The sequence below is a fragment of the Mesorhizobium sp. PL10 genome, assembly GCF_053714315.1.
Map to the genome: position 1 here is coordinate 249,587 of NZ_JBSKBR010000007.1, position 22,499 is coordinate 272,085.

Genomic DNA, 22,499 nt, shown 5'->3' on the forward strand with positions numbered 1-22,499 from the left:
TTATAATCCCTCATCAACGTTATCGCTGATCCGTATGTAGAGCGCCGGCTTATCTCCCAGCGCGCAATCGACTAGTGTTGCGGACGGCGAGGAGAAGGTAAAAACCCTATCAGCTTCAAACTTTTGAACGACAACTCGTTCAATTTGATGGTCGTCCTGATATAGGTACTTGCACAGCGCATCCAAAGTGAGCTTCACGATGTTGTCGATATCGCCCTCCATCTCACCGTCAGGAAAATAGTAGAGCGTGACTCCAAGCGGACGGGCTGTGGCGAAATGCATTTCTGGAAGCAAAGGCGCGCATGCGTCCTTCACGGCCTGCTTCCACCCCGTTTTTCCCTTTACCCCCTTACGCTGGAGTGAAGGCGGCGTGCCATACACGATGAAATCAAATGGGAATTCTGGTTCCAATCATTCCCCTCTGTGACGTGTGCCCAGCACCTCTCTATCATATTGCGAAAAGGCGCTACACTACGCAGCCTAGCTATCAAATCATCGCAACAGCTTGCCCGAATTGGAACCTGAGAGGCTGAGCGACAAACGTCAAGACACGGTCAGGCCTGGTAACCGGTTCGCCGCCGTCTGCGCCATCGCATCGGCGAGCGTCAGGCCCCATTGCGTGCGGCAATAGGCGCGAAAATCGAAGCAGGGCAGGCCGGGGCAGACCTCGAACTCGATGAGGTGGACGTGATCGTCGGCCTCGACCCTGAAATCGATGGAGAACACGTCGCGCAGGCCAAGCCCACTGACCAGCCGCTCGGCGATGCGGCGGATGGTGGCGGCGGCGCCCGGCTGGTTGTCGGCCACCGGCTCCAGCACCGGCTCCTTGTACTCTCCCGCCGCCCTGGCGGCCTCGCCGGTGTCGCCATACAGCGCCATCGAGTCGGCCATGGTCTGGAAATCGCCGCCGGAGTCGACGAAAGCGATACCGAGCGCCTCCGCGCCGGTTCCCGGCTCAAGGCCCAAAAAGCTGGCGCGCACATTTCGGCCGGCGACATAGGGCTGGACGACGACATCGTCACTGTAGGCCGCGTAGACACGCCGGCTGAGTTCCAGCGCATGGGACAGGTCCTTGCAGTGCGAATCCGGCCAGATGCCGACCTTGGAGCCGAGTCGGTTCGGCTTGACGAACCAGCCCGCGGCTGACGGCGGCGGCTCGGCCAGCCAGTGGCCATCGCGGGCGAGACCCGCCAGCGGCACCGGCAGGCCGAGCGCATCGAGCACGGCGCCGGAACGGAACTTGTCCTGGCAGAGCGCGAACAGCGCATCGTCGGCGCCGATGGTTCTGAGCCCGTTCAGCCTGGCAAGCGCTGGCGCCGCAGCGCCGCGGAAATAGGCAATGCCGTCAGTCAGCGTCCACACCAGCGTGGTTTGCGGGTCGGCCTTCGCCAGCGCCGCTGCCGCATCGTCGAGCTCAACCGGCATGAAGGTGAGGCCGCGCCGTGCGCAAGCAGCGGCGAGGTCATCGAATTCCGGGGCGAGATCGGTCGATTGCGCCAGATAGGACGAGATTTCGAGCGCACGTTCGGCCGGAAAGCCGTCGGCGACCAGCCGGTCGAGACAGGCCTTTTCCGGCTCGTGGACGAGGAACAAGGTCGGGCTTGGCATGGATCAGGACTTCCCGGTGATGCTTCCACCATCGCATGGCCACCGCAATCAGCTTGCGCGAAACCGACCAGCGCCGGACGCCTGCGCGACAACGCGAGCCGTCAGGCGATCAGCACGCGCGGCTCGAAGCGGCCGTTGACGGGGATGTCGAGCAGGAAGGTCATGCCTGCCTGCGGATCGAGCTTGCGTTGCTTGTCGTCCTTGCCCTTCCAGGCCGAAGTCACCGCCAGCCGGTCAGCCTTGGCGCCGACAAAGGCCGGGCACGAGGACTGCCCCGCCGGCATTGGGATTTCACGCAGCAATGTGCCGTCAGGCGCATAGGCCTTGACCGCCTTGCCGCCCCAGACGGCGTTCCACAGCACGCCGTCGCGGTCGACGACCGAGCCGTCGACATAGCCCTTGGATGAACGGTGGTCGACGAACACTTTGGACTCGCCGACCGGCAGGCCCGTCGCCGGATCGCAGGCGACGCGCATCAACAGGCCGGTCGCGGTGTCGGTGTAATAGGCGATCGTCCCATCTTCGGAAAAACAGATCGAGTTCGACACGGTGATGCCGGTGTAAAGCGTGCGCAGCTCGCCCTTGAAGAACCAGTAGATCGAACCCGCGCCCTTGCCCTCATCCTTGGCCATCGTGCCGACCCAGAAGGCGCCGCAAGGATGGACGCGCGAATCGTTGGAGCGCGTCAGCACATTGTCGGCTTCGATGGCTGTATGCAACGTCAGCTTGCCGGTCGAAACATCGCGGACATGCAGGCCGGTCTCGGTGGCGATCAGCTGGCGCTCGTCGTCGATGATGGCGATGGCGCTGGCCATCTGGCCGAGCTCGTGGACTTTCAGCACACCGGAAGCAACGCCCTGCTCCAACAACAGGCCGTTGACGATGTCGAACCAGAACAGCGTATCGGTGGCAGGATCGTAGCTCGGACCTTCACCGAGTTCGCAGACATGGTTCGAGAAAACCGAAACGTTGTCCATCACGCCTCTCCGCCGAATGCCGCATCCCAGGCAGTCACCGCCGCCCGGGCGCGCGTGGCCACATCGTCAACGCTCATGCTCGGCTTGAAGAGGCTTGAGCCGAGGCCGAACGCGGTCACCCCGGCTGATTTGTAGCCGGCAAAGTCTTTGTCCGAAACGCCGCCGACGGCACCGACCACGGTGTCGGCCGGCAGCACGGCGCGCATCGCCGAGATGCCGCCGGCGCCGAGCACGCTTGCCGGGAAGAATTTCAGCGCCGAGGCGCCAAGCCGGATCGCCAGAAAAGCCTCGGTGGGCGTGAACACACCGGGCATCGTCACCATGCCATGGTGCATGGCGCGGGCCATGACTTCGGCATCGATGTTGGGGCTGACCAGCAGTCTGCCGCCGGCCCTGGCCAGGGCGTCGACATCGGCCGCCGCCAGCACCGTGCCGGCGCCGACCAGCGCCGTCTTGGGCAGCGCCTCGACAATGCTGGCGATCGACACAAACGGCTCCGGCGAATTGAGCGGCACCTCGATGGCTTCGATGCCGGCATCGAACAGCGCCTGGCCGATGGCGACAGCCTCCCCAGGCTTCAGACCACGCAGAATGGCGACGAGACCACGCTTGAGCTTTGGGAAAGGTGCGGTCTGGGTCACGCGGTCACTCCACTCTTGCCAGTCGTGTTCTCTTAGTCATATTCATTTGGCGATCATGCCATTTTCGCGTGCCGCCTCGATGAGGCCGGCGCGCACCGCCTCGTCGGCGTCGACCGTCCTGACGGCAAGTCCCGCAAGGTCGAGCGCCTGCCGATAGAGAGCCGCAAGCGAACCGGAGGCGACCAGCACGATTGCGGTGGCGCTTTCGCCGTAACGGCGACCGGCCGAGGCGATCTCGCCGCCGATCAGCAGGCCGGACAGGCAGGCGGCGGCATCGTCCGCCTTGAGGTCCTGCAGCAGGCCGGCGGCGCGGATCGAAAACAGCCGCGAGGTGACATCACCGCCCTCGGCCAGCGCCTCGCGGCACCAGTCCTGGAAGAACGGATTGTCCGCCGCGACCGGCTTCGGGTTCTCGCCCAGCGAATGGCGGAGGATCGAATGTGCGGCCAGCACCGAAAACAGCTCGCCGGTCGGCCAGGTGCAGAAACCATCGACCGCGCCATCCTCGACCAGAACCCATTTCGAGTGGGTGCCGGGCATGCAGACGAGATGGCGTCCCTTAGCCGGCAAACCGGTGCCGGCAAGCTGCGTTTCCTCGCCGCGCATCACGTCCGGCGCGTCGGCCAGTCGCTGCGCAAGGCCGGGCACGATGCGGATGTCGCGGCTCTGACCAGGGATGCGTGCAGCGCCCGCGAGGATGGCGCCGATCGGCGCCGGCACAGTGACGTAAGGCGCCTCCACCCAGCCCTGGCGCGAGCCGGCCATGCCGCAGATGATGACCGGCAGCCCCTGCGGCGCGCCCAGTGCCCCCAGGTGGCCCTCGAGGATGGTTGAAAAGCCCTTTTGCTGCGCGGTGATCAGGCCGTCATCGCCGCGGCGTTCGGCAAGCACCCCACCCGCCTCGTCGATCAGCCAGACCCGCATGCGGGTCGTGCCCCAGTCGACGGCGGCGACGGCCGGCGCCTTGGTTGGCCGACTTTGGCTTGCCGGGCTCACAGGAAACCCCCGTCGACGATCAGCATTTGCGCCGTCAGCATACGCGAGGCATCCGAGGCCAGGAACAGCACGGTGCCGACAATATCGTCGGGCTGCATGACCTGCTTGATGCATTGCTTGGCGACATGGGCGGCAAGGCCCTGTTCGGTGACCCAGAGTTCCTTCTGCCGTTCGGTGATCACCCAGCCCGGCGCAATCGCGTTGACGCGGATGCCATCGACGCCGAGCTTGCCGGCAAGCCCCTTGGTCAGACCAAGTATGCCGGCCTTGGCGGTGGTGTAGGCCGGCATATCGGGGTGGTTGATGAGATAGGAGGTCGAGGTGAAGTTGATGATCGAGCCGCCGCCGGCCCGCTTCATGCCCGGCGCCACCGCCTGGGCAGTGAAGAAATGCGGGCGCAGATTGACGGCGAGGTTGTTGTCCCAGAACTCGGCGGTGACGTCAGCGACATCGTGGCGTTCGTCCCACGCCGCATTGTTGACCAGCACGGTGATGTCGCCGTGCGCCTCAGCGGCCTTGGCAACGGAGGCGCGCAGTGCCTCGACATCGCGCAAATCGGTCTTGAGATAGAGCGGCCGCCGGCCAAGTTCCTTTTCGACGCGGTCGGCAAGCACGATGCTTGGGCCGTCGGCGATGTCGATGAAGGCGACATTGGCGCCCTGGCGAACGAAACCCTCGGTCAATGCCGCACCAATTCCGGAACCGCCGCCGGTGATCAGCACCGAGGCTCCCCTGAGGTCGGCAAAATCCGCCGATGGCATCATATCTTTTTCTCCGACGACAACCGGCGCGCATCCTAGCCAGAGAAGCCCGGCGGGCAAGGGGTGAAACGTCGGTTTTGCGGGCTTATGTCAGACAAAACGACAAGGCGCCGCACTGCGCCGTCATCCACGGATCGGAGATTGCGCCGGGATGGTCGCTCAGATCGCCTTGGCGTAGAGGGCGCCGCGATAGGAATCGCGGAGGTAGCCGAGCGTGGCGTCGGCATCGACCGGCTTGCCGAAGAGATAGCCCTGCCCGCCGGCGCAACCGAACTGGACGAGGCGGTCGGCCTGCGCTTCCTCCTCGATGCCTTCGGCGACGACGTCCATGCCAAGCCCTTCGCACATAGCGAGAATGGCGCGGATGATGTGCTCCGACGGGCGATCGTCGAGGATCGAGGAGACGAAGGCACGGTCGATCTTGAGCTTGTCGAAATGGAATTCGCGCAGGCGGCCGAGCGAAGACTGGCCGGTGCCGAAATCGTCGAGCGAGACGCGGATGCCGACACGGCGCAGATCCTCGACGATCTTCTCGGCCGACGCCGGATCGTTCATCAGTCCGGTTTCGGTGATCTCGATCTCGAGCCGACGCGGATCGAAGCCGGTGCGGTCTAGGATCGACAGTATGTGCAGGCCGGTGTTCTGGTCGACGAGTTGCGAGGGCGACAGGTTGAAGGACAGGAACAGGTCCTTCGGCCAGCTGCGCGCCGCTTCGGTCGCCTTGCGCAGCACCAGCTGCGACAGCGGACCGATGATGCCGCGCTCTTCGGCGATGGGGATGAACACGGTCGGCGGGACGACGCCGAGGTCGCGATCGGTCCAGCGCGCCAGCGTCTCGAAGCCGATGGTACGGCGGGTGTTGAGATCGACGATGGGCTGGAAATGCGGCTCGACCTCGCCGGCCGAGACGGCACGGCGCAGCGCCTGTTCGATGCGGGTGACGCGCTTGGCCGCCTCTTCCATCTCGCGTGTGTAGACGACGACGCGGCCGCGGCCCGAACGCTTGGCGTGGTAGAGCGCCGTTTCGGCCTTGTGGACGAGGATTTCCGTGGTTTCGTCGCCGGAATAGAACAACGAGCAGCCGACCGAGGCCGAGAGCCTGGCGGTGCGTTCGCCGACATCGTAGGGCGCCGACAGGATCTCGATCATCATGCGCGCCTTCTCGGCCGCGGCTTCCTCCGAGAACACCATCGGATAGAGGAAGGCGAATTCGTCGGCGCCGATGCGGCAGACCGTGGAATGGCTGTCCATCGAGGCGCGCAGCCGCATGGCCACCTGGATCAAAATGTCGTCGCCGGCCTTGTGGCCGAACAGATCGTTGATCGGCTTGAAGCCGTCGAGGTCGAGAATGCCGACGGTGAAAGGCGCGGGATCGTCGGCGCGGTCGCTGATCAGGCGGTCGACCTTGTCGAAGAAGCGGCGATGGTTGCCAAGCCCGGTCAGCGTGTCGGTGAACGCCAGATCCGTGTTTTCCCTGCTTGCCTGCCCGGTGCCAAACCTCGTTTGCATCGGTATCCCTGTTTTTGACGTCCGAAATTTGCGCTGAGACTGGCAGCAAAGCGTTTAGGAACCGTATCGCGAAATCGATTTTTCGCTGGCGAATGATGCTTTAGCGGACGCGGTAGAGTTCGACCGGGTTTCCGCGCGTTTCGGCCACGGGTTCGAGCCAGTCGGGGATGCTTCCTTGCATCAGCCGGGCCAGGAAGCCTTGCGGCGCCTTGGCGGCGAGCACCTTGCTTTCGGCGCTGCCACGGCAGAGCGCCACCAGGCCGACATGATGATCCGCCGCGATCGCCTTGGCCTGGTCCGCCGACCCGAGGAAGGCATCGAGCGCAAGCAGGTCGCCGGCGATGTTGCGATGATAGGGGCCGGCAAAGACACGGTGTCCGGAATAGGCCAGGATGGGCGAGCCGAGATTGGAAATGGCAAGCACCGTCGTGTCCGGCTGCCGGGCCAGTGCCGTGAAGGAGGCTTTTCGCACGCAAGCCGGATCGGCGTCCTTGGCCTCGATGGAGACCTTGCCGGCATCGAATGCCCTCGTGGTCGCGGCGGCTGCGCCGGCCCAGACGGCATTCACCGACACCAGCCAGACCGCTGCCATGCGTAGCGACACGCCGCGTGAAGGGCTGGTTCTCGCCCGCTCGCGCCAGGTTGCTATCCAGGCCGACAGCGGGATGACGGCAAAGGCGATCGAGAATGTCGAGCCGCGGACCTGCCAGGCGCTGACGATGAAGGCAGCGACCAGCAAGGCGCCGACCAGGCTGTCCTGGCGGCGCCACGGTCCGCGCAAGCGAAGCGCCATCAGCGCGATCGCCACCAGCGGCGTGACATAGCGCGCCGCCAGCGAGGCCGGGTCGCTGACGGCGATATGGAAGAGCGACTGTGCCTCATCGATGTGGTCGAGCCACAATTCCTTGAGGCGTGGATCGAGGTTCGCATAGGGAGCCGCAAGGCATTGCGGGAAAAGCGCCACGACAACGGCGCCCAGCACAAGCGCGAGCAGGCCGAGCGAGATAAGGCGCCGGCCGGCCGTGCCATTGGACGCCTTCAGCGACGTCGCGGCGGCAAGGCCCAGTCCGGCGATTGCGGCCACCACGAATTGCACGGAAGAGAAGGCATCGCACTGCGCCTGGCCCCAGGCCGATGGCGGGATGGTGGTGACGAAGACGAGCGCTGAGACCCCGGCGAAGCCGAAACCGAAGTCCCTTGCGGTTCGATGCTCGCCACCGGGATCGACGACAAACAGCAAGGCGATGCAGGCGCCGATGGTGGCGACATAGGGCGCGGTTTCCATGCCTATAGCCAGCGTCAGCGCCGCGCACAGGCCCGAAATCATCGCCGCCCAGCGGTGCGTGGGCGCCTCGAGCAGCAGGCTGAGGCTGGCCAAGGTCAGCGTCAGCTGGACATTGTGATGGTCGAGCGCACCCGGCAAGAAGATGCCGACGAAATGCAGCGCAGCCGCGCCGATGACGATTGCGGGCAGTACGGCGCCGGCGCCGGCGAAGCTGCGCGCGGCGCGGGCGAGGCAGAACACCGCCAGGCAAAACAGCAGCGCCGGCCACAGCACCTGTGCGATCGCCTCGGCCGTGGCCATGCTGCCGCTCAGCGCCGAAGCGGCGAGGATGATGGCGGCGAGCGGCGCGTCGACCAGCCGCGACCAGTGCATGACGAAGCCGCCTTCCGGCCCCATCCGGTACTGATGCAGGTCGAACCAGCCCTGGCCGGCCAGCATGTCGCGGACTTCGACCAGCCGCAGCAGGCTGTCATTGTCGCCGCCGGCATTGCTCAGTTCGCGAAAGCCGGTGGTGGCATTGACGGCCAGCACCACCAGCATGGCAAGCAGCGCCAGCGTCATATCGGACTTCCAGGAGGAAGCACCCGCCTTGGCTGCGTTCATCATCATCGCCTTTGTCGGAAAGAAGCTCGGCTTAAACCTAGCCTTAACAGCTTCAATAAATAGTAAAGTCGCCTGAGCGAGGCCGCATTGAGCGCGGCCGGAGGCTCCGCCGGGCGTCGGGAGACGGAAATGCCGCACGAAGTCCGCCACGAGCCGGCCATTGCCGTGCTCCTGCCCTGCTACAATGAGGAACTGACCATTGCCGAGGTGGTGCGGCGGTTTCGCGAGACACTGCCGTCGGCCGCGATCTATGTCTATGACAACAATTCCAGGGACCTGACCGCGCTCAAGGCGCGCGCTGCCGGCGCCATCGTCATCCGCGAGCCGCGCCAGGGCAAGGGCAATGTCGTGCGGCGCATGTTCGCCGACATCGATGCCGATATCTATCTGATGGCCGACGGCGACGGCACCTATGCGCCGGAAGATGCGCCGCAGCTGATCAACATCCTGCAGACCGAGCGCTGCGACATGGTGGTGGGCACCAGGCGCGGCGTTGCCGACGATGCCGGCCGCTCCGGCCATGCCTTCGGCAACCGCATCTTCAACAGCCTCTACAAGCGGCTGTTCGGCACCGACTTCACCGACATCTTCTCCGGCTACCGCGTCTTCTCGAGGCGTTTCGTCAAGAGCTTTCCCGCCGTTTCCGGCGGCTTCGAGATCGAGACCGAAATGTCGGTGCATGCCTCGCAGCTCAAGCTGCCGGTCAGCGAGATCGCGCTCGACTATGGCCGCCGGCCTGAGGGATCGTTGTCGAAGCTTTCGACCTATCGCGACGGCGCCAGGATCCTGTGGATGTTCGCCATGCTGATGAAGGAGACGCAGCCGCTGCGCTTCTTTGGCGCCTTCGCCATTTTCTTCCTGGCATCGAGCCTTACCCTGATGACGCCGGTGCTGATCGAGTTCGCCCAGACCGGCCTCGTGCCGCGCATGCCGACCTGGGTGCTGTCGGTCGGCCTGCTGCTGCTCTCGACGCTTGCGATGGTGACCGGACTGATCCTGGACTCGGTATCGCGCGGGCGTGCCGAGCAGAAGCGCATCTTTTATCTCTCGGTCCCGTCGGGCCGGGTCGAACGGCGCGAGCGCACGAGCGAAGCCCCGAAGGCCGAACCGGGCAAGACGCACCGGGCCGCCTGAGGCCATGAGCCGGCTCGCCCGCTTCGTCCTTGCCGGCGGCGTCGGCTTCGTCGCCGATGCCGCCGCACTCTGGCTGCTTTTGGCTGTGACGCCGCTCGGCCCCTTCATTGCGCGCGTGCTGTCGATCGGCTCTGCGCTCTGCGTCACCTGGCAGATCAACCGGCACCTGACCTTTTCACCGTCGAGCCGCGGCGTCGCGCAGGAGGGTGCGCGCTATGGCGGCGTCGGCATCGCCACCAGCATCGTCAACTATCTCGTCTACTGCGCCATCCTGTTCGCGCTGCCGGCAATGTCGCCGCTGGCGGCACTTGCCATCGCTTCGCTGGTGGCCATGGCGCTGTCCTTCCTCGGGTACTCCCGGCTGGTCTTCGACCGCTGAAGCGCTCGTCCGAGGAAGATCGACCCGCGGAGCGCATGAGCCGCGCGCCGGCGTGGGTGAGCCGGAAGATTTCCTCAGCATCTTCACGGCAGAGCGGGGCGAGGTTGACGTAGTTTCCGGTCAGCGTTGTCGCCGAAGGTAAGGTAGCGCCCGAAGTCGACATTGAATTTCTACTTTCCTTCGTGGCCATCTCCCCTCCCTTTTCTGACATGCATCTGTCCCTGTCGAAGCGGTTGCGCTGGCATGGGCTTGGCTGGTCAGAATTTTTCGAACCGCCGCTCCACCTTTCGCGCGAACATTTCCCTCTTTTCGTTGGATATGCCCTCGACGGAATATCTCGTCATGTACAGATGCTTCACGTTGCCTCCACACATGGTCTTCAGGCCACGCAGCAGCACCTTCCTTCCAGGATTTTGCATATACATTTCCGTATACCACCAAGGCGATCCGCACGTCGTCACCACTCCCATTCGGCGGATGTTCAGAAGTGCCGGTCTGATGACGCCGCCGTCCGCCGGCACGTGATACGCGACGCCAGGTCGCCAAACGCGATCGAAATAGCCCTTCAGCATGGCGGGCATGCCCGACCACCATGTTGGAAAGCAGAACACGCACGCCTCGGCCCATTGCAAGGCTTCGATGTAGACCCGCAAATCCGTCGGTATTTTAGAGGGATCAAAGTGGCCACGCCGCTCTTCTGGTTGCATCACCGGATTGAACTTCATTTCGTAGAGGTCGAAGTCGATGACCTCGTCGCCCCTGGCTTTGAGTGTCCGCACGACACGTTTGTGAAGCGATGCCTGGTAGCTGTCGGCGAGTGGATGTGCGTAGACGACATTGACTTTCATTCATGGCTCCCCCAGCAAGCGTATACTAGCGAATGCGCGCACGAAGGGAATTGACCGCCGAGACTGACAAGGGGGGATTGAGATGCGTATTGCGGTGATGGCGGCCGGTGCCATTGGAGGCTATTTCGGCTCGCGAATGGCGGCGGCAGGGCACGATGTGTTCTTCGTCGCGCGGGGGAGAAATTTCGAGGCCCTCAAGGCAAACGGATTGAAGGTCGAAAGTGTGCTTGGCGACCTGCACCTACCGAGTCCCAACGTCACCGACGATCCTGCCTCCATCGGCCCCGTCGATATCGTACTCTTCGCGGTGAAGCTCTGGGACACCGAAAAAGCCGCCGAGCGGGCGAAGCCGCTCGTCGAGCCCGACACGCGCGTGATTACCCTTCAGAACGGTGTGGACAGCGCGGAGCGACTGAGCCCGATCCTCGGCGCTGGCAATGTGGTCGCCGGCTGCGCCTATATCGCTGCGGCGATCGCGTCGCCCGGCGTGGTGGCGCATACAAGCAAATTCGCGCGCCTCATCTTCGGACGCGCGGACGGCAAGCCCGACGCAATGCTGCAGGCCTTCGCCGATGCCGCCCTGTCAGCGAAACTCGACGTCGCATTGTCCGATGCGATCGAGCGCGAGAGGTGGCAGAAATTTGTTTTCCTGATTGGGCTTTCTGGAGCGACCGCAGCGACCCGCAAGCCGCTTGGAGTGATCCTCGGAGATCCCGACACGCGCGCTTTCTTCCATAATCTCATGCGCGAAGTGGTCGAGATCGGTCGTGCCAGGGGCGTGCCGCTGCCTGCCGATTTCGCCGATGACCGGATGAAGTTCGGCGAATCGTCGCCACCTGGCTTCAAGGCGTCCATGCTGCATGACCTGGAACGCGGCAACCGGCTTGAACTTGATTGGCTCGCGGGCAAGGTCGTTCAACTCGGCCGGGAGCTCGGAATCCCGACGCCGGCGAACGAGGCGGTGTATGCGGTGCTCAAGCTACACCGCCTGGGCAGAGCTGCCGCTGACGACACGCATTAAGCCTGAGCCAAGCAAGCGTGATTGGCAGACGGCGCCGAGTTCCGTATATCGCTCTCGTCGACGCATCGACCCGAACTCGCTCCAATCGCGCCGGAGACCGCCATGAAGCTGAAAATCGCCGTCCAGATGGACCATGTCTCCACCGTCTCGATCGCCGGCGACACGTCGTTTGCGCTGTCGCTGGAGGCGCAGCGGCGCGGCCACCAATTGTTCCACTACACGCCTGACCGGCTGTCGATGCTGGGCGGCAAGGTGTTCGCCCGCATCGAGGAGATGAAGCTCCGCGACGAGAAGGGCAGCCATTACACGCTGGGCGACAAGGTGCGCACCGACCTGTCGGAAATGGACGTGATCCTGCTGCGGCAGGACCCGCCCTTCGACATGAACTACATCACCACCACGCACATCCTCGAGCGCATCCACCCGAAGACACTGGTCGTCAACGACCCGGCCTGGGTGCGCAACAGCCCGGAAAAGATCTTCGTCACCGAATTCCCCGACCTGATGCCGGAAACGCTGATCACCAAGGACCCGCAGGAGGTCGCGGCCTTCCGCAAGGCGTTCGGCGACATCATCGTCAAGCCGCTCTACGGCAATGGCGGCGCTGGCATCTTCCATCTCAAGGAGGACGATCGCAACCTTGCCTCGCTGCTCGAAATGTTCGCCCAGCTGTCGCGCGAACCCTATATCGTGCAGCGTTATCTCAAGGACGTGCGCAAGGGCGACAAGCGCATCATCCTGATCGACGGCGAGGCGGTGGGCGCCATCAACCGTGTGCCGGCCGACCACGATTCGCGCTCCAACATGCATGTCGGCGGCCGCGCCGAAAAGACCGAGCTGACGAAACGCGAGCGCGAAATCTGCGAGCGCATCGGGCCGTCGCTGAGGGAACGCGGCTTCATCCTCGTCGGCATAGACGTGATCGGCGACTACATGACCGAGATCAACGTGACCTCGCCCACCGGCGTGCGCGAAGTGCAGCGCTTTGGCGGCGCCGACATCGCGAGCCTGTTCTGGGATGCCGTCGAGGGGAAGAGGCGCTAGAGCGCTTCACGGAAACGGCGAACCGCTCTATCTCTTTGCTTTCACCCAATTCCTGAGGGAATCGTTTCCCCTTTGCTCTAGACCAGGATGAAGTCGTCCGCGGTGAGCAAGGTGCCAGGGTCGACGGCGGCGAACTTGACGGCCGCCGCGCCACCCACCCCGTCCACATCGAACAGCAGGTCGCCGGTCACGTCGTTGTAAAGGATGTGGTCGCTGTCATCGATGGCTGCGCTACCGACCGCGAAGGCCGAAGCGAAAAGCGGGCCGGCCTGCAGCCCGACAAACACGGAACTGTCGAGCCGGATCACATCATCTTGCGCATTGAAGTCTTCGATCCAGTCGCGGTTCGCCAGTCCAAAGGTGTCGAACGCGAAGACATCCCTGCCCTCGCCGCCGGCCAGCCGGTCGCCGCCGGCACCGCCATTGAGGATGTCATCGCCAGCGCCGCCCCGTAGCTCGTCGGAACCAGCGCCGCCGTCGAGGTTGTCGTCGCCTTCATCGCCGCGGAGGCCGTCCGTGCCCGCACCGCCGCTTATGACGTCATTGCCGGCGCCGCCCTTCAGCCAATCCGTGCCCGCGCCGCCGATGAGGGTGTCGGAACCAGCGCCGCCGAACAGCTGGTCGTGGCCGGCGCCGCCGTCGAGCGTATCGTTGAAGGCGGTGCCGGTGACGCGATCGCCGCCGTCCAGCGCGGCGACGAGCACGGCACTGTCGTTGCCTGCATAGCTCACAGTGTTGGTGGCGTCGTCAAGCGCGATGGACCCGGCCGGTGGCGTGACCGTGACCGTAATCGTCACCACATTGCTGTTGCCCTGGCCGTCCGTGGCGTAAACTTCAAAGCTGTCGGTGCCGACGAAGCCGGCCTCGGGTGTGTAGTCGAACAGATTGCCGTTCAGAAAGTCGGCATGATGGTGCAGGCTGGCGCCCACGTGACCTTGGTGAAACGGATAGTAGTTGCCGTCGAATCGCGTGCTCTGCTCAAGGGCGCCGTGGTCCGGCCCATCGACGACGACGAAGCTCAAGAGATCGTAGTCGGCATCCGCCGCGCTGAACTTGATATCGTCGAGAGATTGCCCCTGCGAAACCGAGACATCCAGATCGGCGGCCGTCGGCGCATGGTTGACGAAGGTGTCGGGCTGAAGCGCGCCGCCGTCCAGGATGATCTGGTGCTGGCCGTATTGGGTGTTTTCGCCGCCGAAATATTCGTTCGCCCCGATCCATGTCACGGCGATGGTGTCGGGGCTGTCGGCGTTGACCGAGACGATCCGGGCCGACAGGTAGGCCGCCTGGTCGGACAAGGTGCGGAGAAGATTGCCTTCATTGTCGAAGACCTGCGTTTCCACCGTCGTCCAGGTCTCGGTCCGGCCCTCATTGGTGAAGCTGGTGATGGTGAAGAAGCCGTCGAAGACATCGACCGAAGCCACGTCGATGCCACCGAACGGGAAATCCGGCTTTGCCCCTATCGGTCCGATCACGTCACCGTCGGTTTCCGTGATGCTGAAAAGCACCGCGTCGGGGCTCGGGTTGGGATTGTCGGGTTCTTCCCATACAGTGAGCACACTGCCATTGCTTAAGGTCGGCATCCTGTTGTCCTCGCTTTTGCGCTTGAACGCGCTGCGGATGTCCCCCGATCCCAACCATACCATAGTATGCGAGTCGGATCGGTGACACCAATCGCGCCGCCTTTGCAGTTAATTCTGTCTCGGGCGGAGGCAGGCGTCGGCATCTATGGTGCCGGAAGCACGGCGGACCGTATGTTCCCGTAATGTTCTTGCCTTGGCCTGAAATCTATGGTTGTCTTGGGCCGACGTCGCGGGCGGCTTGATCCACAATGGCCCGAGCGAGCCTGCATTGGGGCAGATCAAAATGGTGGCGCGGGTTCGCACGGTTGCTTTCCAGGGCATCGAGGCCGTTCCGGTCGATGTCCAGGTGATGATCGCGCCGGGCAAGGTCGGCATGCAGATCGTCGGCCTGGCCGACAAGGCGGTGGCCGAAAGCCGCGAGCGCGTGCAGGCGGCGCTCCATGCGTCGGGCCTGTCGATGCCGTCGAAGAAGGTGACCGTCAACCTTGCGCCTGCCGATTTGCCCAAAGAAGGCAGCCATTACGATCTGCCGATCGCGCTTGGCCTGATGGCCGCACTCGGCGCCATTCCGGGCGACATGCTGGCCTCCTATGTCGTGCTCGGCGAATTGTCGCTCGACGGCACCATTGCCGCGGTCGCCGGCGCGCTGCCGGCTGCGATCGGCGCCAATGCCGAGGGAAAGGGACTGATCTGCCCATTCGGCTGCGGGCCGGAAGCGGCCTGGGCGGGCAAGGATTTCGACATATTGGCGCCGCGCAGCCTGATTGCCATCGCCAATCATTTTCGCGGCACGCAGGTGCTGTCGCGACCCGAACCCGGCATTCATGTCTCGGCGCGCGACCTGCCCGACCTCTGCGACATCAAGGGCCAGGAGAGCGCCAAGCGAGCGCTGGAGGTGGCGGCAGCCGGCGGCCACAATCTAATGATGGTCGGGCCTCCGGGTTCAGGAAAATCGATGCTGGCGCAAAGGCTGCCGTCGATCCTGCCGCCGCTGGCGCCCAAGGAATTGCTCGAAGTCTCGATGATCGCCTCGGTGGCCGGCGAGCTCGGCGAAGGCAAGCTGACCGACCGGCGGCCGTTCCGCGCTCCGCACCATTCGGCATCGATGGCGGCGATGGTCGGCGGCGGCTTGCGGGTGCGGCCGGGCGAGGTCTCGCTCGCCCATCACGGCGTGCTGTTCCTCGACGAATTCCCCGAATTCTCGCCGCAGACGCTGGATGCGCTGCGCCAGCCGCTGGAGACCGGCGACTGCATGATCGCGCGCGCCAACCACCGCGTTACTTATCCGGCGCGCATCCAGCTGGTGGCGGCGATGAACCCGTGCCGCTGCGGCATGGCCGGCGAACCGGGCTATCGCTGCCTGCGCGGCGAGCGTTGCCGCACCGACTACCAGGCGCGCATCTCAGGCCCGCTGCTCGACCGTATCGATCTGAGGATCGAGGTGCCGGCGGTCTCGGCCGCCGATCTGATCCGCCCGGACCGGGCGGAGAAAAGTGCTGCCGTCGCGCAGCGCGTGGCCCGCGCCCGCACCATCCAGCGCGAACGCTTCGAACGGCTTGGCGTCACCAGCGCCACCACCAACGCGCATTGCTCGCCAGCAATCATCGAAGACATTGCCGTGCCGGACGCCGCCGGCCTGTCGCTGCTGAAGGACGCCAGCGAGAAGCTCGGCTTTTCGGCGCGGGCCTATCACCGCGTGCTGAAAGTGGCGCGCACACTCGCCGACCTCGACGCCAGCGAAACCGTCGGCCGCATTCATCTGGCGGAAGCGATTTCCTACCGCATGATGTCGGAGCGAGTGGCGCAGGCGGCATAGGTGATCTCACCCACAAGGGCGGAGATCAGCGGTCCTGCTTCGCCTTCAGCTCCAGCCTCCGCGCATGCAGCACCGGCTCGGTGTATCCGTTCGGCTGCTCCCGGCCCTTGAAGACCAGGTCGCAGGCGGCCTGGAAGGCGATGGAACTGTCGAAGTCGGCGGCCATCGGGAAGTAGAGCGGGTCGCCGACATTCTGCAGGTCGACTGTCGCCGCCATGCGGCGCAGCGAATCCATCACCTGAATCTCGGAGCAAACCTTGTGGTGCAGCCAGTTGGCGATGTGCTGCGAGGAGATGCGCAGCGTGGCGCGGTCCTCCATCAGGCCGACATCGTTGATGTCAGGCACTTTCGAGCAGCCGACGCCCTGGTCGATCCAGCGCACGACATAGCCCAGAATGCCTTGCGCGTTGTTGTCGAGCTCGCGTTGGATCTCGTCGGGCGTCCAGTTCGGCCGCACCGCCACCGGCACGGACAGAATGTCGTCGAGCTTCGCCTTCGGCCGGCTCTTCAATGCCGCCTGCACGGCATGGACATCGACCTTGTGATAGTGCGTGGCGTGCAGCGTCGCCGCGGTTGGCGACGGCACCCAGGCGGTGTTGGCGCCTGCCTTGGGATGCGCGATCTTCTGTTCCAGCATCGCCGCCATCAGGTCCGGCATCGCCCACATGCCCTTGCCGATCTGGGCGTGGCCGGCCAGCCCGCATTCCAAGCCCGTATCGACATTCCACGCCTCATAGGCGGAAATCCAGGCGGCCTGCTTCATGTCGCCTTTGCGGATCATCGGCCCGGCTTCCATCGAGGTGTGGATCTCGTCGCCGGTGCGGTCGAGGAAGCCGGTGTTGATGAACACGACGCGCTCCTTCGCCGCGCGGATCGCCTCCTTGAGGTTGACCGTGGTGCGCCGCTCCTCGTCCATGATGCCCATCTTGATGGTGTTTTTGGCCATGCCGAGCAGCACTTCGACGCGGTCGAAAATCTCGACGGCGAAGGCGACTTCCTCCGGCCCATGCATCTTCGGCTTGACCACATACATCGACCCGGCGCGGGAATTCATCCGCCGCCCCTTCGCCCCGACATCGTGCAGCGCGATCAGCGCCGTCATTGCCGCATCCATGATCCCTTCCGGCACCTCGTTGCCGTCGCGGTCGAGGATCGCCGGATTGGTCATGAGGTGGCCGACGTTTCTGACCAGCATCAGCGAGCGGCCGGGCAGGCTCAGCGCGCCGCCATCGGGCGCGGTCCAGGCCCGGTCGGGGTTCAGCTTGCGGACAAAAGACTTGCCGCCCTTGCTGATCTCTTCCGAAAGATCGCCCTTCATCAGGCCGAGCCAGTTGCGGTAGATGACGACCTTGTCTTCGGCATCTACCGCGGCGACCGAATCCTCACAGTCCTGGATGGTGGTCAGCGCGGATTCCAGGATGACGTCGGCAATGCCGGCCGGATCGGTGCGGCCGATCTGGTTGGCGCGGTCGATCAGGATTTCGATATGCAGCCCGTTCTGGACCAGCAGAATGGCTTCAGGGTTGGCGGCGTCGCCGCGATAGCCGGCAAACTGTTTCGGGTTGGCCAGCGTGGTGCCGCCGGCGCCCGCGCTGAGCCGCAAGATGCTGCCCTGGACTGTAAGCCCGTTCACCCCGGCCCATTTGCCGGAGGTGAGCGGCACGGAGTCGTCGAGAAAGCTCTTTGCCCAGGCAACGACCTTGGCGCCGCGAACGGGATTGAAGCTTTTGCCCTTTTCGGCGCCGCCGGCCTCGGCGATGGCGTCGGTACCGTAGAGCGCATCGTAGAGCGAACCCCAGCGCGCATTGGCGGCGTTGAGCGCATAGCGCGCGTTCATCACCGGCACCACCAGCTGCGGCCCGGCGACGATGGCAATTTCGGGGTCGACATTGTCCGTGCTGACGCTGAAGGCCGGACCTCCCGGCACGAGATAGCCGATCTCCCTAAGGAAGCTTTTGTAGGCTTCCATATCGATCGGCGCGCCATTGGCGCGGTACCAGGCGTCGAGCTTCTCCTGCATGGCGTCGCGCCTGGCCAGAAGCGCCCGGTTCTTGGGCGCCAGATCGTGGACAATGGAAGAGAAGCCGTTCCAGAAGGCGTCGGCCGCGATGCCGGTCCCCGGCACCGCTTGCCCGCCGACAAAGTCATTGAGTTCGCGGGCAATCCGCAATCCGGCGATCTCGACGCGATCGGTCATCAGGGCTTCTCCAGATGAAAGGCTTTGCGGCCTTTGGCATGTCAGGGGGGAAGGGTCAATTCAGCTTAGGGTAAATATGAAGGTTGGCGAAGACGGCGGTGCTGCCAATCTCCCCACTCGTGGGGGAGATGCCCGGCAGGGCAGAGGGGGGCGCGAAAGAACGCAGACCTCACAGCTACAGATCGAACAGGCCGAGTCGTGAGATTGAGTATCGATGAGAGGTTGGTGGGACAGCGCCCCCCTCTGGCCTGCCGGCCATCTCCCCCACGAGGGGGGAGATCGCAAACCGTCTACACCGCAATCCTTGGCCTGCCCGACGCCACCGCCACCACATGCGCTTCAATAAACATGCGCTGGCTTTCCACTGTCGAAACCTTGAACTCGGTGGCGACCTCGATCTCCGCATTGTCGGTGCCGGCATCCTTTGCGCGCTCCGCAACGATCGCCCGCACATCGGCTTCAGCCGCCGCGATCGCCTTCGTCTCGTCGGTGAAATCGCGTACGGTCTGCCCCGACGCCAGGCGAAACAGGCCTTCCGTGGGCTGGCTGACGCGGGCTTCGGCGGAAACGCGGACCTGGCCGACGACGGCGCCGAGTGCGTTGGCGACGTCGGTATCCTCCGGCACCACGCAGTCATTGCCGACCAGTTCGGCCAAGCCGGCATAGTGCAGCGGCGCCGAGGCGCCGAGGCCGATGACCGGGCGGTCGAGCGCGACGCTCAAGCGCGCAATGCCGGGATGCGCATCGACGGCGCGCTGCACCAGCGCATGGGCGACGGTTGCGGCGCCATCCAGCCCGTCCTCGGCAAAAGCGGTTTCCAGAATGTACTCGGCCGACCAGCGCGTCAGCGTCAGCAGCACGCGTTCGGAAATCACCTCGGGAGAGGCGGCGATGTTCTGGCCGCGGCCGTCGCGCTTGCGGGCGAAGAGTTCGGCGCCCAGCCGAGCCGCAGCCTGATCCCAGTTGGCCTGCTTGCCCAGAACATGGGAGGCATCGGATGGCGTAAAGCCGGCGATATGCACCAGCCCGCGCGACACCAGCCGGTTCAGCGTAGCGTTCTGGGCGTTCGACGTCAGCAGCCTGTCGATGGCGAGCGGCACAGCGCCGATCTGCTCGTAGAGTTTGGCCTCGGGCGCGGTCAGGCCGGCGGCGAGCCGGTCCGGCACGCCGGTGCGCAACGCGAAGCGGCCATCCATGCGGCCGGGATTGGGCGCGCGGAGCTGGCGTTCGAGTTCCGATGTCACGGCAACGCCATGCATCATGCCGGCCAGCGCCAGCGGCACCAGGCGGCGCGGGCCGAGCAGGATTTTCGGGTTGAGCGCGCCATCTTCCAGCGCCACTTCGGAATCGCCACCAAGGCCGAAGGTGCGCATGGCGACTGCCTCGACCATAGTGCGGAAGCCGCCAACGGTGGCGCCTTCCGGATCGAGCCGGGGCCGGCCGCCATCAAGCACTGCGACATCCGTTGTGGTGCCGCCAATGTCCGAGACCATGGCGTTGTCGAGCCCGGTCATGTGGCGGGCGCCGACCAGGCTGGCGGCCGGACCGGACAGGATGGTTTCGATCGGCCGCTGGCGGGCAAAGGCGGCCGAGACCAACGCGCCGTCGCCACGCACCACCATCAGGGGTGCGGCGATCTTGCGCGCCTCGAGAAAGCCTTCGGTCGCCGCCACCAGCCGGTCGATCATCGAGATCAGCCGGGCGTTGAGCAAAGTGGTGAGCGCGCGGCGCGGGCCGCCGAGCTTGGCCGACAATTCGTGGCTGGCTGTGACCGGCAGGCCGGTCTTTTCGCGGATCAGGTCGCGCGCCGCAAGCTCATGCGCCGGGTTGCGGGTGGCGAAATAGGCGCAGACGGCAAAGCCCGACACCGAAGCGCCAAGCTCGGGCAGTGCCGCTTCCAATCCCGACAGATCGAGCTTGGCCGCGTTGCCGTGGACATCGTGGCCGCCGGGGCAAAACACCACCGGGTCGCTGCCGAGCGCGGTTTTCAGCCCATCGCGAGCAAGGTCGGCCTCGGTGAACCCGATCATGATCAGCGCCACGCGGCCGCCCTGGCCCTCGACCAGCGCATTGGTGGCGAGCGTCGTCGACATCGACACGAGTTTGATCGAGGCCGGGTTAGTGGCGGATTTTTCCAGCACCGCATCGACCGCGCCGGAAATGCCGACGGCAAGGTCGTGCCGCGTGGTCAGCGCCTTGGCCTTGGCCAGCACCATGCCTTTTGGCCCGCCTTGTTCAGACCACAGCACGGCATCGGTATAGGTGCCACCGGTGTCGATACCGAGGAACAGGGGCTTTGGCTTGGCGGTCATTTCTGGCGGTCCGGAATTCTGTTCCCCCGCCCTTAGCCGATACGGCCCCGCGGATAAAGGCGGGAGAGGTGGGCCAGTTTGACCCTCCTCCTCGCGAGACATGCCGGCCAAACTTTGTACCGGTCACATTTTTTCATTGGTGCGCGGCCTGCCTTTGCGTGCACCATGCGCCGATCTCATCCCTCTCAGGACTTCGCCATGACCACGCTTCCCGGCATTGCCGACATCCACGCTGCCGCCGCGCGGCTCTCCGGCCTGATCGTCGAAACGCCCTTGATCGAGTCGCTGGAACTCAACAAGCGCTTCGGCGGCCGCATCCTGTTCAAGCCGGAGACGCTGCAGCGCACCGGCTCGTTCAAGTTCCGCGGCGCCTACAACAAATTGTCGACGCTGAGCGAGGAAGAACGCAGCCGTGGCGTCGTCGCTTTTTCGTCCGGAAACCATGCTCAAGGCGTCGCCGCGTCCGCCGCCATGTTCGGCGTCAAGGCGGTCATCGCCATGCCCGCCGACGCGCCGGCGATGAAGATCGCCAATGTCCGCAAAATGGGTGCCGAGGTGGTGCCGTTCGACCGCTTTCGCGACGACCGCATGAGCGTGGTCCGCCCCTATATGGACAAGGGCATGGTGCTGGTGCCGCCCTTCGACGATGCGGCCATCATCTCCGGCCAGGGCACCATCGGCCTCGAACTGATGCGTCAGGCCAAGGCGCTCGGCGCCAGCCTCGACGCGGTCGCCATCCCCTGTGGCGGCGGCGGCCTGTCGAGCGGCATTTCGATCGCCGTCAAGGATGCGTCGCCGGCCACGGCGGTGTGGGCGGTGGAGCCCGAGCATTTCGACGACACCCGCCGCTCGCTGATCGAGGGAAAAAGAGTTTCCAACGAACCCGGCCACAGCTCGATCTGCGACGCGATCCTGACCGCCGAGCCCGGCGCGATCACCTTCGAGATCAACCGCAGGAACCTCGCTGGCGCCATCGCCGTCTCCGACAAAGCCGCCGCACAGGCGATGCGTGACGCCATGGCGCATCTCAAGCTGGTGGTCGAGCCGGGCGGCTGCGTGGCGCTGGCCGCACTTTCATCCGGCGAGATCGAACTGGCGGGCAAATGCGTGGCCGTGGTGCTGTCGGGCGGCAATGTCGATTTCAGCACCTATGCCGAGATCATGGCCGCGGCCTAGACGAAGGGCCGGATGCACCACCCGCTTTCCCGCGCCGACCTGCCTAACGATACCGCCGCTCTCGCCCGCTACCTCATCGGCAAGCTCGTGGTGCGGGAGCTGCCGGGAGGCGTGGTGAGCGGCCGCATCGTCGAGACCGAGGCCTATGTCGTCGGCGATGCCGCCGGCCACGGCTATCGCGGGATAACGCCGCGCAATCGCTCGCTGTTCCTCGGACCCGGACATGCCTACGTCTATCTCGCCTATGGCGTCTCCTGGATGCTCAATGTCTCGAGCGAGGGGCCGGGGACCGGAACCGGCGTCCTCATCCGGGCGCTCGAACCGCTCGACGGCATCCCACTTATGCAGCAGAACCGGGGCGTCGAGCGCCTGCGCGACCTGGCGCGGGGACCGGGACGGCTCGCCCAGGCCTTGCGGATCGACCGTTCGCTGGACGGTCTCGATCTGTGCCGGCAAGGCCCGCTATGGCTGGCAGCCGACGAGCACGAGCCCGGCGATATCGGCCATGGCATTCGGATCGGCATCACCAAGGATGCGGACCGCCCGCTTCGATTTTATGTCAAGGGGAGCCCCTTCGTCAGCGGTCCGAGATCGCTCAACCCTTGACAG

At 64.9% G+C, this 22,499-nt stretch carries 19 protein-coding genes; 7 read left to right on the forward strand and 12 right to left on the reverse strand.

The window, feature by feature from the left end; genetic code table 11:
* From ACWGTO_RS14260 to ACWGTO_RS14295, 8 genes are all read right to left on the reverse strand, one after another.
* A complete protein-coding gene (locus ACWGTO_RS14260; RefSeq protein ID WP_454575451.1) occupies positions 1-411 on the reverse strand; it encodes a RusA family crossover junction endodeoxyribonuclease in 411 nt (136 codons plus the stop codon).
* A gap of 132 nt (positions 412-543) precedes the next feature.
* Complete coding sequence (locus ACWGTO_RS14265) at positions 544-1,608, reverse strand: D-alanine:D-lactate ligase-like protein (RefSeq protein ID WP_454575452.1); 1,065 nt, start codon at positions 1,606-1,608, stop codon at positions 544-546.
* A 101-nt stretch (positions 1,609-1,709) separates the two neighbouring features.
* Positions 1,710-2,585, reverse strand: coding sequence for an SMP-30/gluconolactonase/LRE family protein (locus ACWGTO_RS14270; protein ID WP_454575453.1), 876 nt, complete (start codon positions 2,583-2,585; stop codon positions 1,710-1,712).
* Entirely contained in the window at positions 2,585-3,226 is a 642-nt protein-coding gene (locus ACWGTO_RS14275) for a 2-dehydro-3-deoxy-6-phosphogalactonate aldolase (RefSeq protein ID WP_454575454.1), read from the reverse strand. Before ACWGTO_RS14275 ends, ACWGTO_RS14270 begins: the two co-directional genes overlap by 1 nt.
* A 42-nt stretch (positions 3,227-3,268) precedes the next feature.
* Positions 3,269-4,222: a 2-dehydro-3-deoxygalactonokinase gene (locus ACWGTO_RS14280; protein WP_454575455.1), complete on the reverse strand. Its 954-nt coding sequence runs from the start codon at positions 4,220-4,222 to the stop codon at positions 3,269-3,271.
* On the reverse strand, positions 4,219-4,986 hold the full coding sequence (locus tag ACWGTO_RS14285; RefSeq protein WP_454575456.1) for an SDR family NAD(P)-dependent oxidoreductase: 768 nt from the start codon (positions 4,984-4,986) through the stop codon (positions 4,219-4,221). The genes ACWGTO_RS14280 and ACWGTO_RS14285 overlap by 4 nt, the downstream gene beginning before the upstream one ends.
* A gap of 156 nt (positions 4,987-5,142) precedes the next feature.
* On the reverse strand, positions 5,143-6,492 hold the full coding sequence (locus tag ACWGTO_RS14290; RefSeq protein ID WP_454575457.1) for a putative bifunctional diguanylate cyclase/phosphodiesterase: 1,350 nt from the start codon (positions 6,490-6,492) through the stop codon (positions 5,143-5,145).
* A 100-nt stretch (positions 6,493-6,592) separates the two neighbouring features.
* The gene (locus ACWGTO_RS14295; RefSeq protein WP_454575458.1) at positions 6,593-8,380 is read right to left on the reverse strand and encodes a GtrA family protein; all 1,788 of its coding nucleotides are present in this window, start codon (positions 8,378-8,380) and stop codon (positions 6,593-6,595) included.
* A gap of 129 nt (positions 8,381-8,509) precedes the next feature.
* Between ACWGTO_RS14295 and ACWGTO_RS14300 the strand changes: the two genes are divergently transcribed.
* Positions 8,510-9,514, forward strand: a complete 1,005-nt coding sequence (locus ACWGTO_RS14300) for a glycosyltransferase (RefSeq protein ID WP_454575459.1) — start codon at positions 8,510-8,512, stop codon at positions 9,512-9,514.
* Positions 9,515-9,518: 4 nt separating this feature from the next.
* The gene (locus tag ACWGTO_RS14305; RefSeq protein ID WP_454575460.1) at positions 9,519-9,893 is read left to right on the forward strand and encodes a GtrA family protein; all 375 of its coding nucleotides are present in this window, start codon (positions 9,519-9,521) and stop codon (positions 9,891-9,893) included.
* A 257-nt stretch (positions 9,894-10,150) separates the two neighbouring features.
* Here the strand turns inward: ACWGTO_RS14305 and ACWGTO_RS14310 are convergent, their stop codons facing one another.
* Positions 10,151-10,741 carry an NAD(P)H-dependent oxidoreductase gene (locus ACWGTO_RS14310; RefSeq protein ID WP_454575461.1) on the reverse strand — a complete coding sequence of 197 codons (591 nt, stop codon included), beginning with the start codon at positions 10,739-10,741 and terminating at the stop codon, positions 10,151-10,153.
* A gap of 82 nt (positions 10,742-10,823) precedes the next feature.
* On the opposite strand from ACWGTO_RS14310, the gene ACWGTO_RS14315 reads away from it, so the two are divergent.
* Positions 10,824-11,762, forward strand: a complete 939-nt coding sequence (locus ACWGTO_RS14315; RefSeq protein ID WP_454575462.1) for a 2-dehydropantoate 2-reductase — start codon at positions 10,824-10,826, stop codon at positions 11,760-11,762.
* A gap of 102 nt (positions 11,763-11,864) precedes the next feature.
* A complete protein-coding gene (gene gshB, locus ACWGTO_RS14320) occupies positions 11,865-12,806 on the forward strand; it encodes a glutathione synthase (RefSeq protein ID WP_454575463.1) in 942 nt (313 codons plus the stop codon).
* Between the two features lie 77 nt (positions 12,807-12,883).
* On the opposite strand, the gene ACWGTO_RS14325 is transcribed toward gshB, so the two are convergent.
* Entirely contained in the window at positions 12,884-14,389 is a 1,506-nt protein-coding gene (locus tag ACWGTO_RS14325; RefSeq protein WP_454575464.1) for an Ig-like domain-containing protein, read from the reverse strand.
* A 283-nt stretch (positions 14,390-14,672) separates the two neighbouring features.
* Here ACWGTO_RS14325 and ACWGTO_RS14330 point away from each other — a divergent pair, with 283 nt between their 5' ends.
* A complete protein-coding gene (locus ACWGTO_RS14330; RefSeq protein ID WP_454575514.1) occupies positions 14,673-16,205 on the forward strand; it encodes a YifB family Mg chelatase-like AAA ATPase in 1,533 nt (510 codons plus the stop codon).
* 25 nt (positions 16,206-16,230) lie between these two features.
* Here the strand turns inward: ACWGTO_RS14330 and ACWGTO_RS14335 are convergent, their stop codons facing one another.
* Together ACWGTO_RS14335 and ACWGTO_RS14340 are read right to left on the reverse strand one after the other, a co-directional pair.
* A complete protein-coding gene (locus ACWGTO_RS14335; protein ID WP_454575465.1) occupies positions 16,231-18,402 on the reverse strand; it encodes a malate synthase G in 2,172 nt (723 codons plus the stop codon).
* A 290-nt stretch (positions 18,403-18,692) separates the two neighbouring features.
* Positions 18,693-20,714, reverse strand: coding sequence for a hydantoinase/oxoprolinase N-terminal domain-containing protein (locus tag ACWGTO_RS14340; protein WP_454575466.1), 2,022 nt, complete (start codon positions 20,712-20,714; stop codon positions 18,693-18,695).
* Between the two features lie 198 nt (positions 20,715-20,912).
* Between ACWGTO_RS14340 and ACWGTO_RS14345 the strand changes: the two genes are divergently transcribed.
* Positions 20,913-21,890 carry a threonine/serine dehydratase gene (locus ACWGTO_RS14345; protein WP_454575467.1) on the forward strand — a complete coding sequence of 326 codons (978 nt, stop codon included), beginning with the start codon at positions 20,913-20,915 and terminating at the stop codon, positions 21,888-21,890.
* A gap of 12 nt (positions 21,891-21,902) precedes the next feature.
* Positions 21,903-22,496: a DNA-3-methyladenine glycosylase gene (locus ACWGTO_RS14350; RefSeq protein WP_454575468.1), complete on the forward strand. Its 594-nt coding sequence runs from the start codon at positions 21,903-21,905 to the stop codon at positions 22,494-22,496.
* The last annotated feature ends 3 nt before the right edge of the window (positions 22,497-22,499 follow it).

Coding starts and splice junctions, on each gene's coding strand:
- ACWGTO_RS14270 (WP_454575453.1), bottom strand. CDS start 2,585: ATGGACAACGTTTCGGTTTTCTCGAACCATGTCTGCGAACTCGGTGAA.
- ACWGTO_RS14345 (WP_454575467.1), top strand. CDS start 20,913: ATGACCACGCTTCCCGGCATTGCCGACATCCACGCTGCCGCCGCGCGG.
- ACWGTO_RS14285 (WP_454575456.1), bottom strand. CDS start 4,986: ATGATGCCATCGGCGGATTTTGCCGACCTCAGGGGAGCCTCGGTGCTG.
- ACWGTO_RS14325 (WP_454575464.1), bottom strand. CDS start 14,389: ATGCCGACCTTAAGCAATGGCAGTGTGCTCACTGTATGGGAAGAACCC.
- gshB (WP_454575463.1), top strand. CDS start 11,865: ATGAAGCTGAAAATCGCCGTCCAGATGGACCATGTCTCCACCGTCTCG.
- ACWGTO_RS14340 (WP_454575466.1), bottom strand. CDS start 20,714: ATGACCGCCAAGCCAAAGCCCCTGTTCCTCGGTATCGACACCGGTGGC.
- ACWGTO_RS14295 (WP_454575458.1), bottom strand. CDS start 8,380: ATGAACGCAGCCAAGGCGGGTGCTTCCTCCTGGAAGTCCGATATGACG.
- ACWGTO_RS14315 (WP_454575462.1), top strand. CDS start 10,824: ATGCGTATTGCGGTGATGGCGGCCGGTGCCATTGGAGGCTATTTCGGC.
- ACWGTO_RS14290 (WP_454575457.1), bottom strand. CDS start 6,492: ATGCAAACGAGGTTTGGCACCGGGCAGGCAAGCAGGGAAAACACGGAT.
- ACWGTO_RS14350 (WP_454575468.1), top strand. CDS start 21,903: ATGCACCACCCGCTTTCCCGCGCCGACCTGCCTAACGATACCGCCGCT.
- ACWGTO_RS14330 (WP_454575514.1), top strand. CDS start 14,673: ATGGTGGCGCGGGTTCGCACGGTTGCTTTCCAGGGCATCGAGGCCGTT.
- ACWGTO_RS14310 (WP_454575461.1), bottom strand. CDS start 10,741: ATGAAAGTCAATGTCGTCTACGCACATCCACTCGCCGACAGCTACCAG.
- ACWGTO_RS14335 (WP_454575465.1), bottom strand. CDS start 18,402: ATGACCGATCGCGTCGAGATCGCCGGATTGCGGATTGCCCGCGAACTC.
- ACWGTO_RS14300 (WP_454575459.1), top strand. CDS start 8,510: ATGCCGCACGAAGTCCGCCACGAGCCGGCCATTGCCGTGCTCCTGCCC.
- ACWGTO_RS14305 (WP_454575460.1), top strand. CDS start 9,519: ATGAGCCGGCTCGCCCGCTTCGTCCTTGCCGGCGGCGTCGGCTTCGTC.
- ACWGTO_RS14265 (WP_454575452.1), bottom strand. CDS start 1,608: ATGCCAAGCCCGACCTTGTTCCTCGTCCACGAGCCGGAAAAGGCCTGT.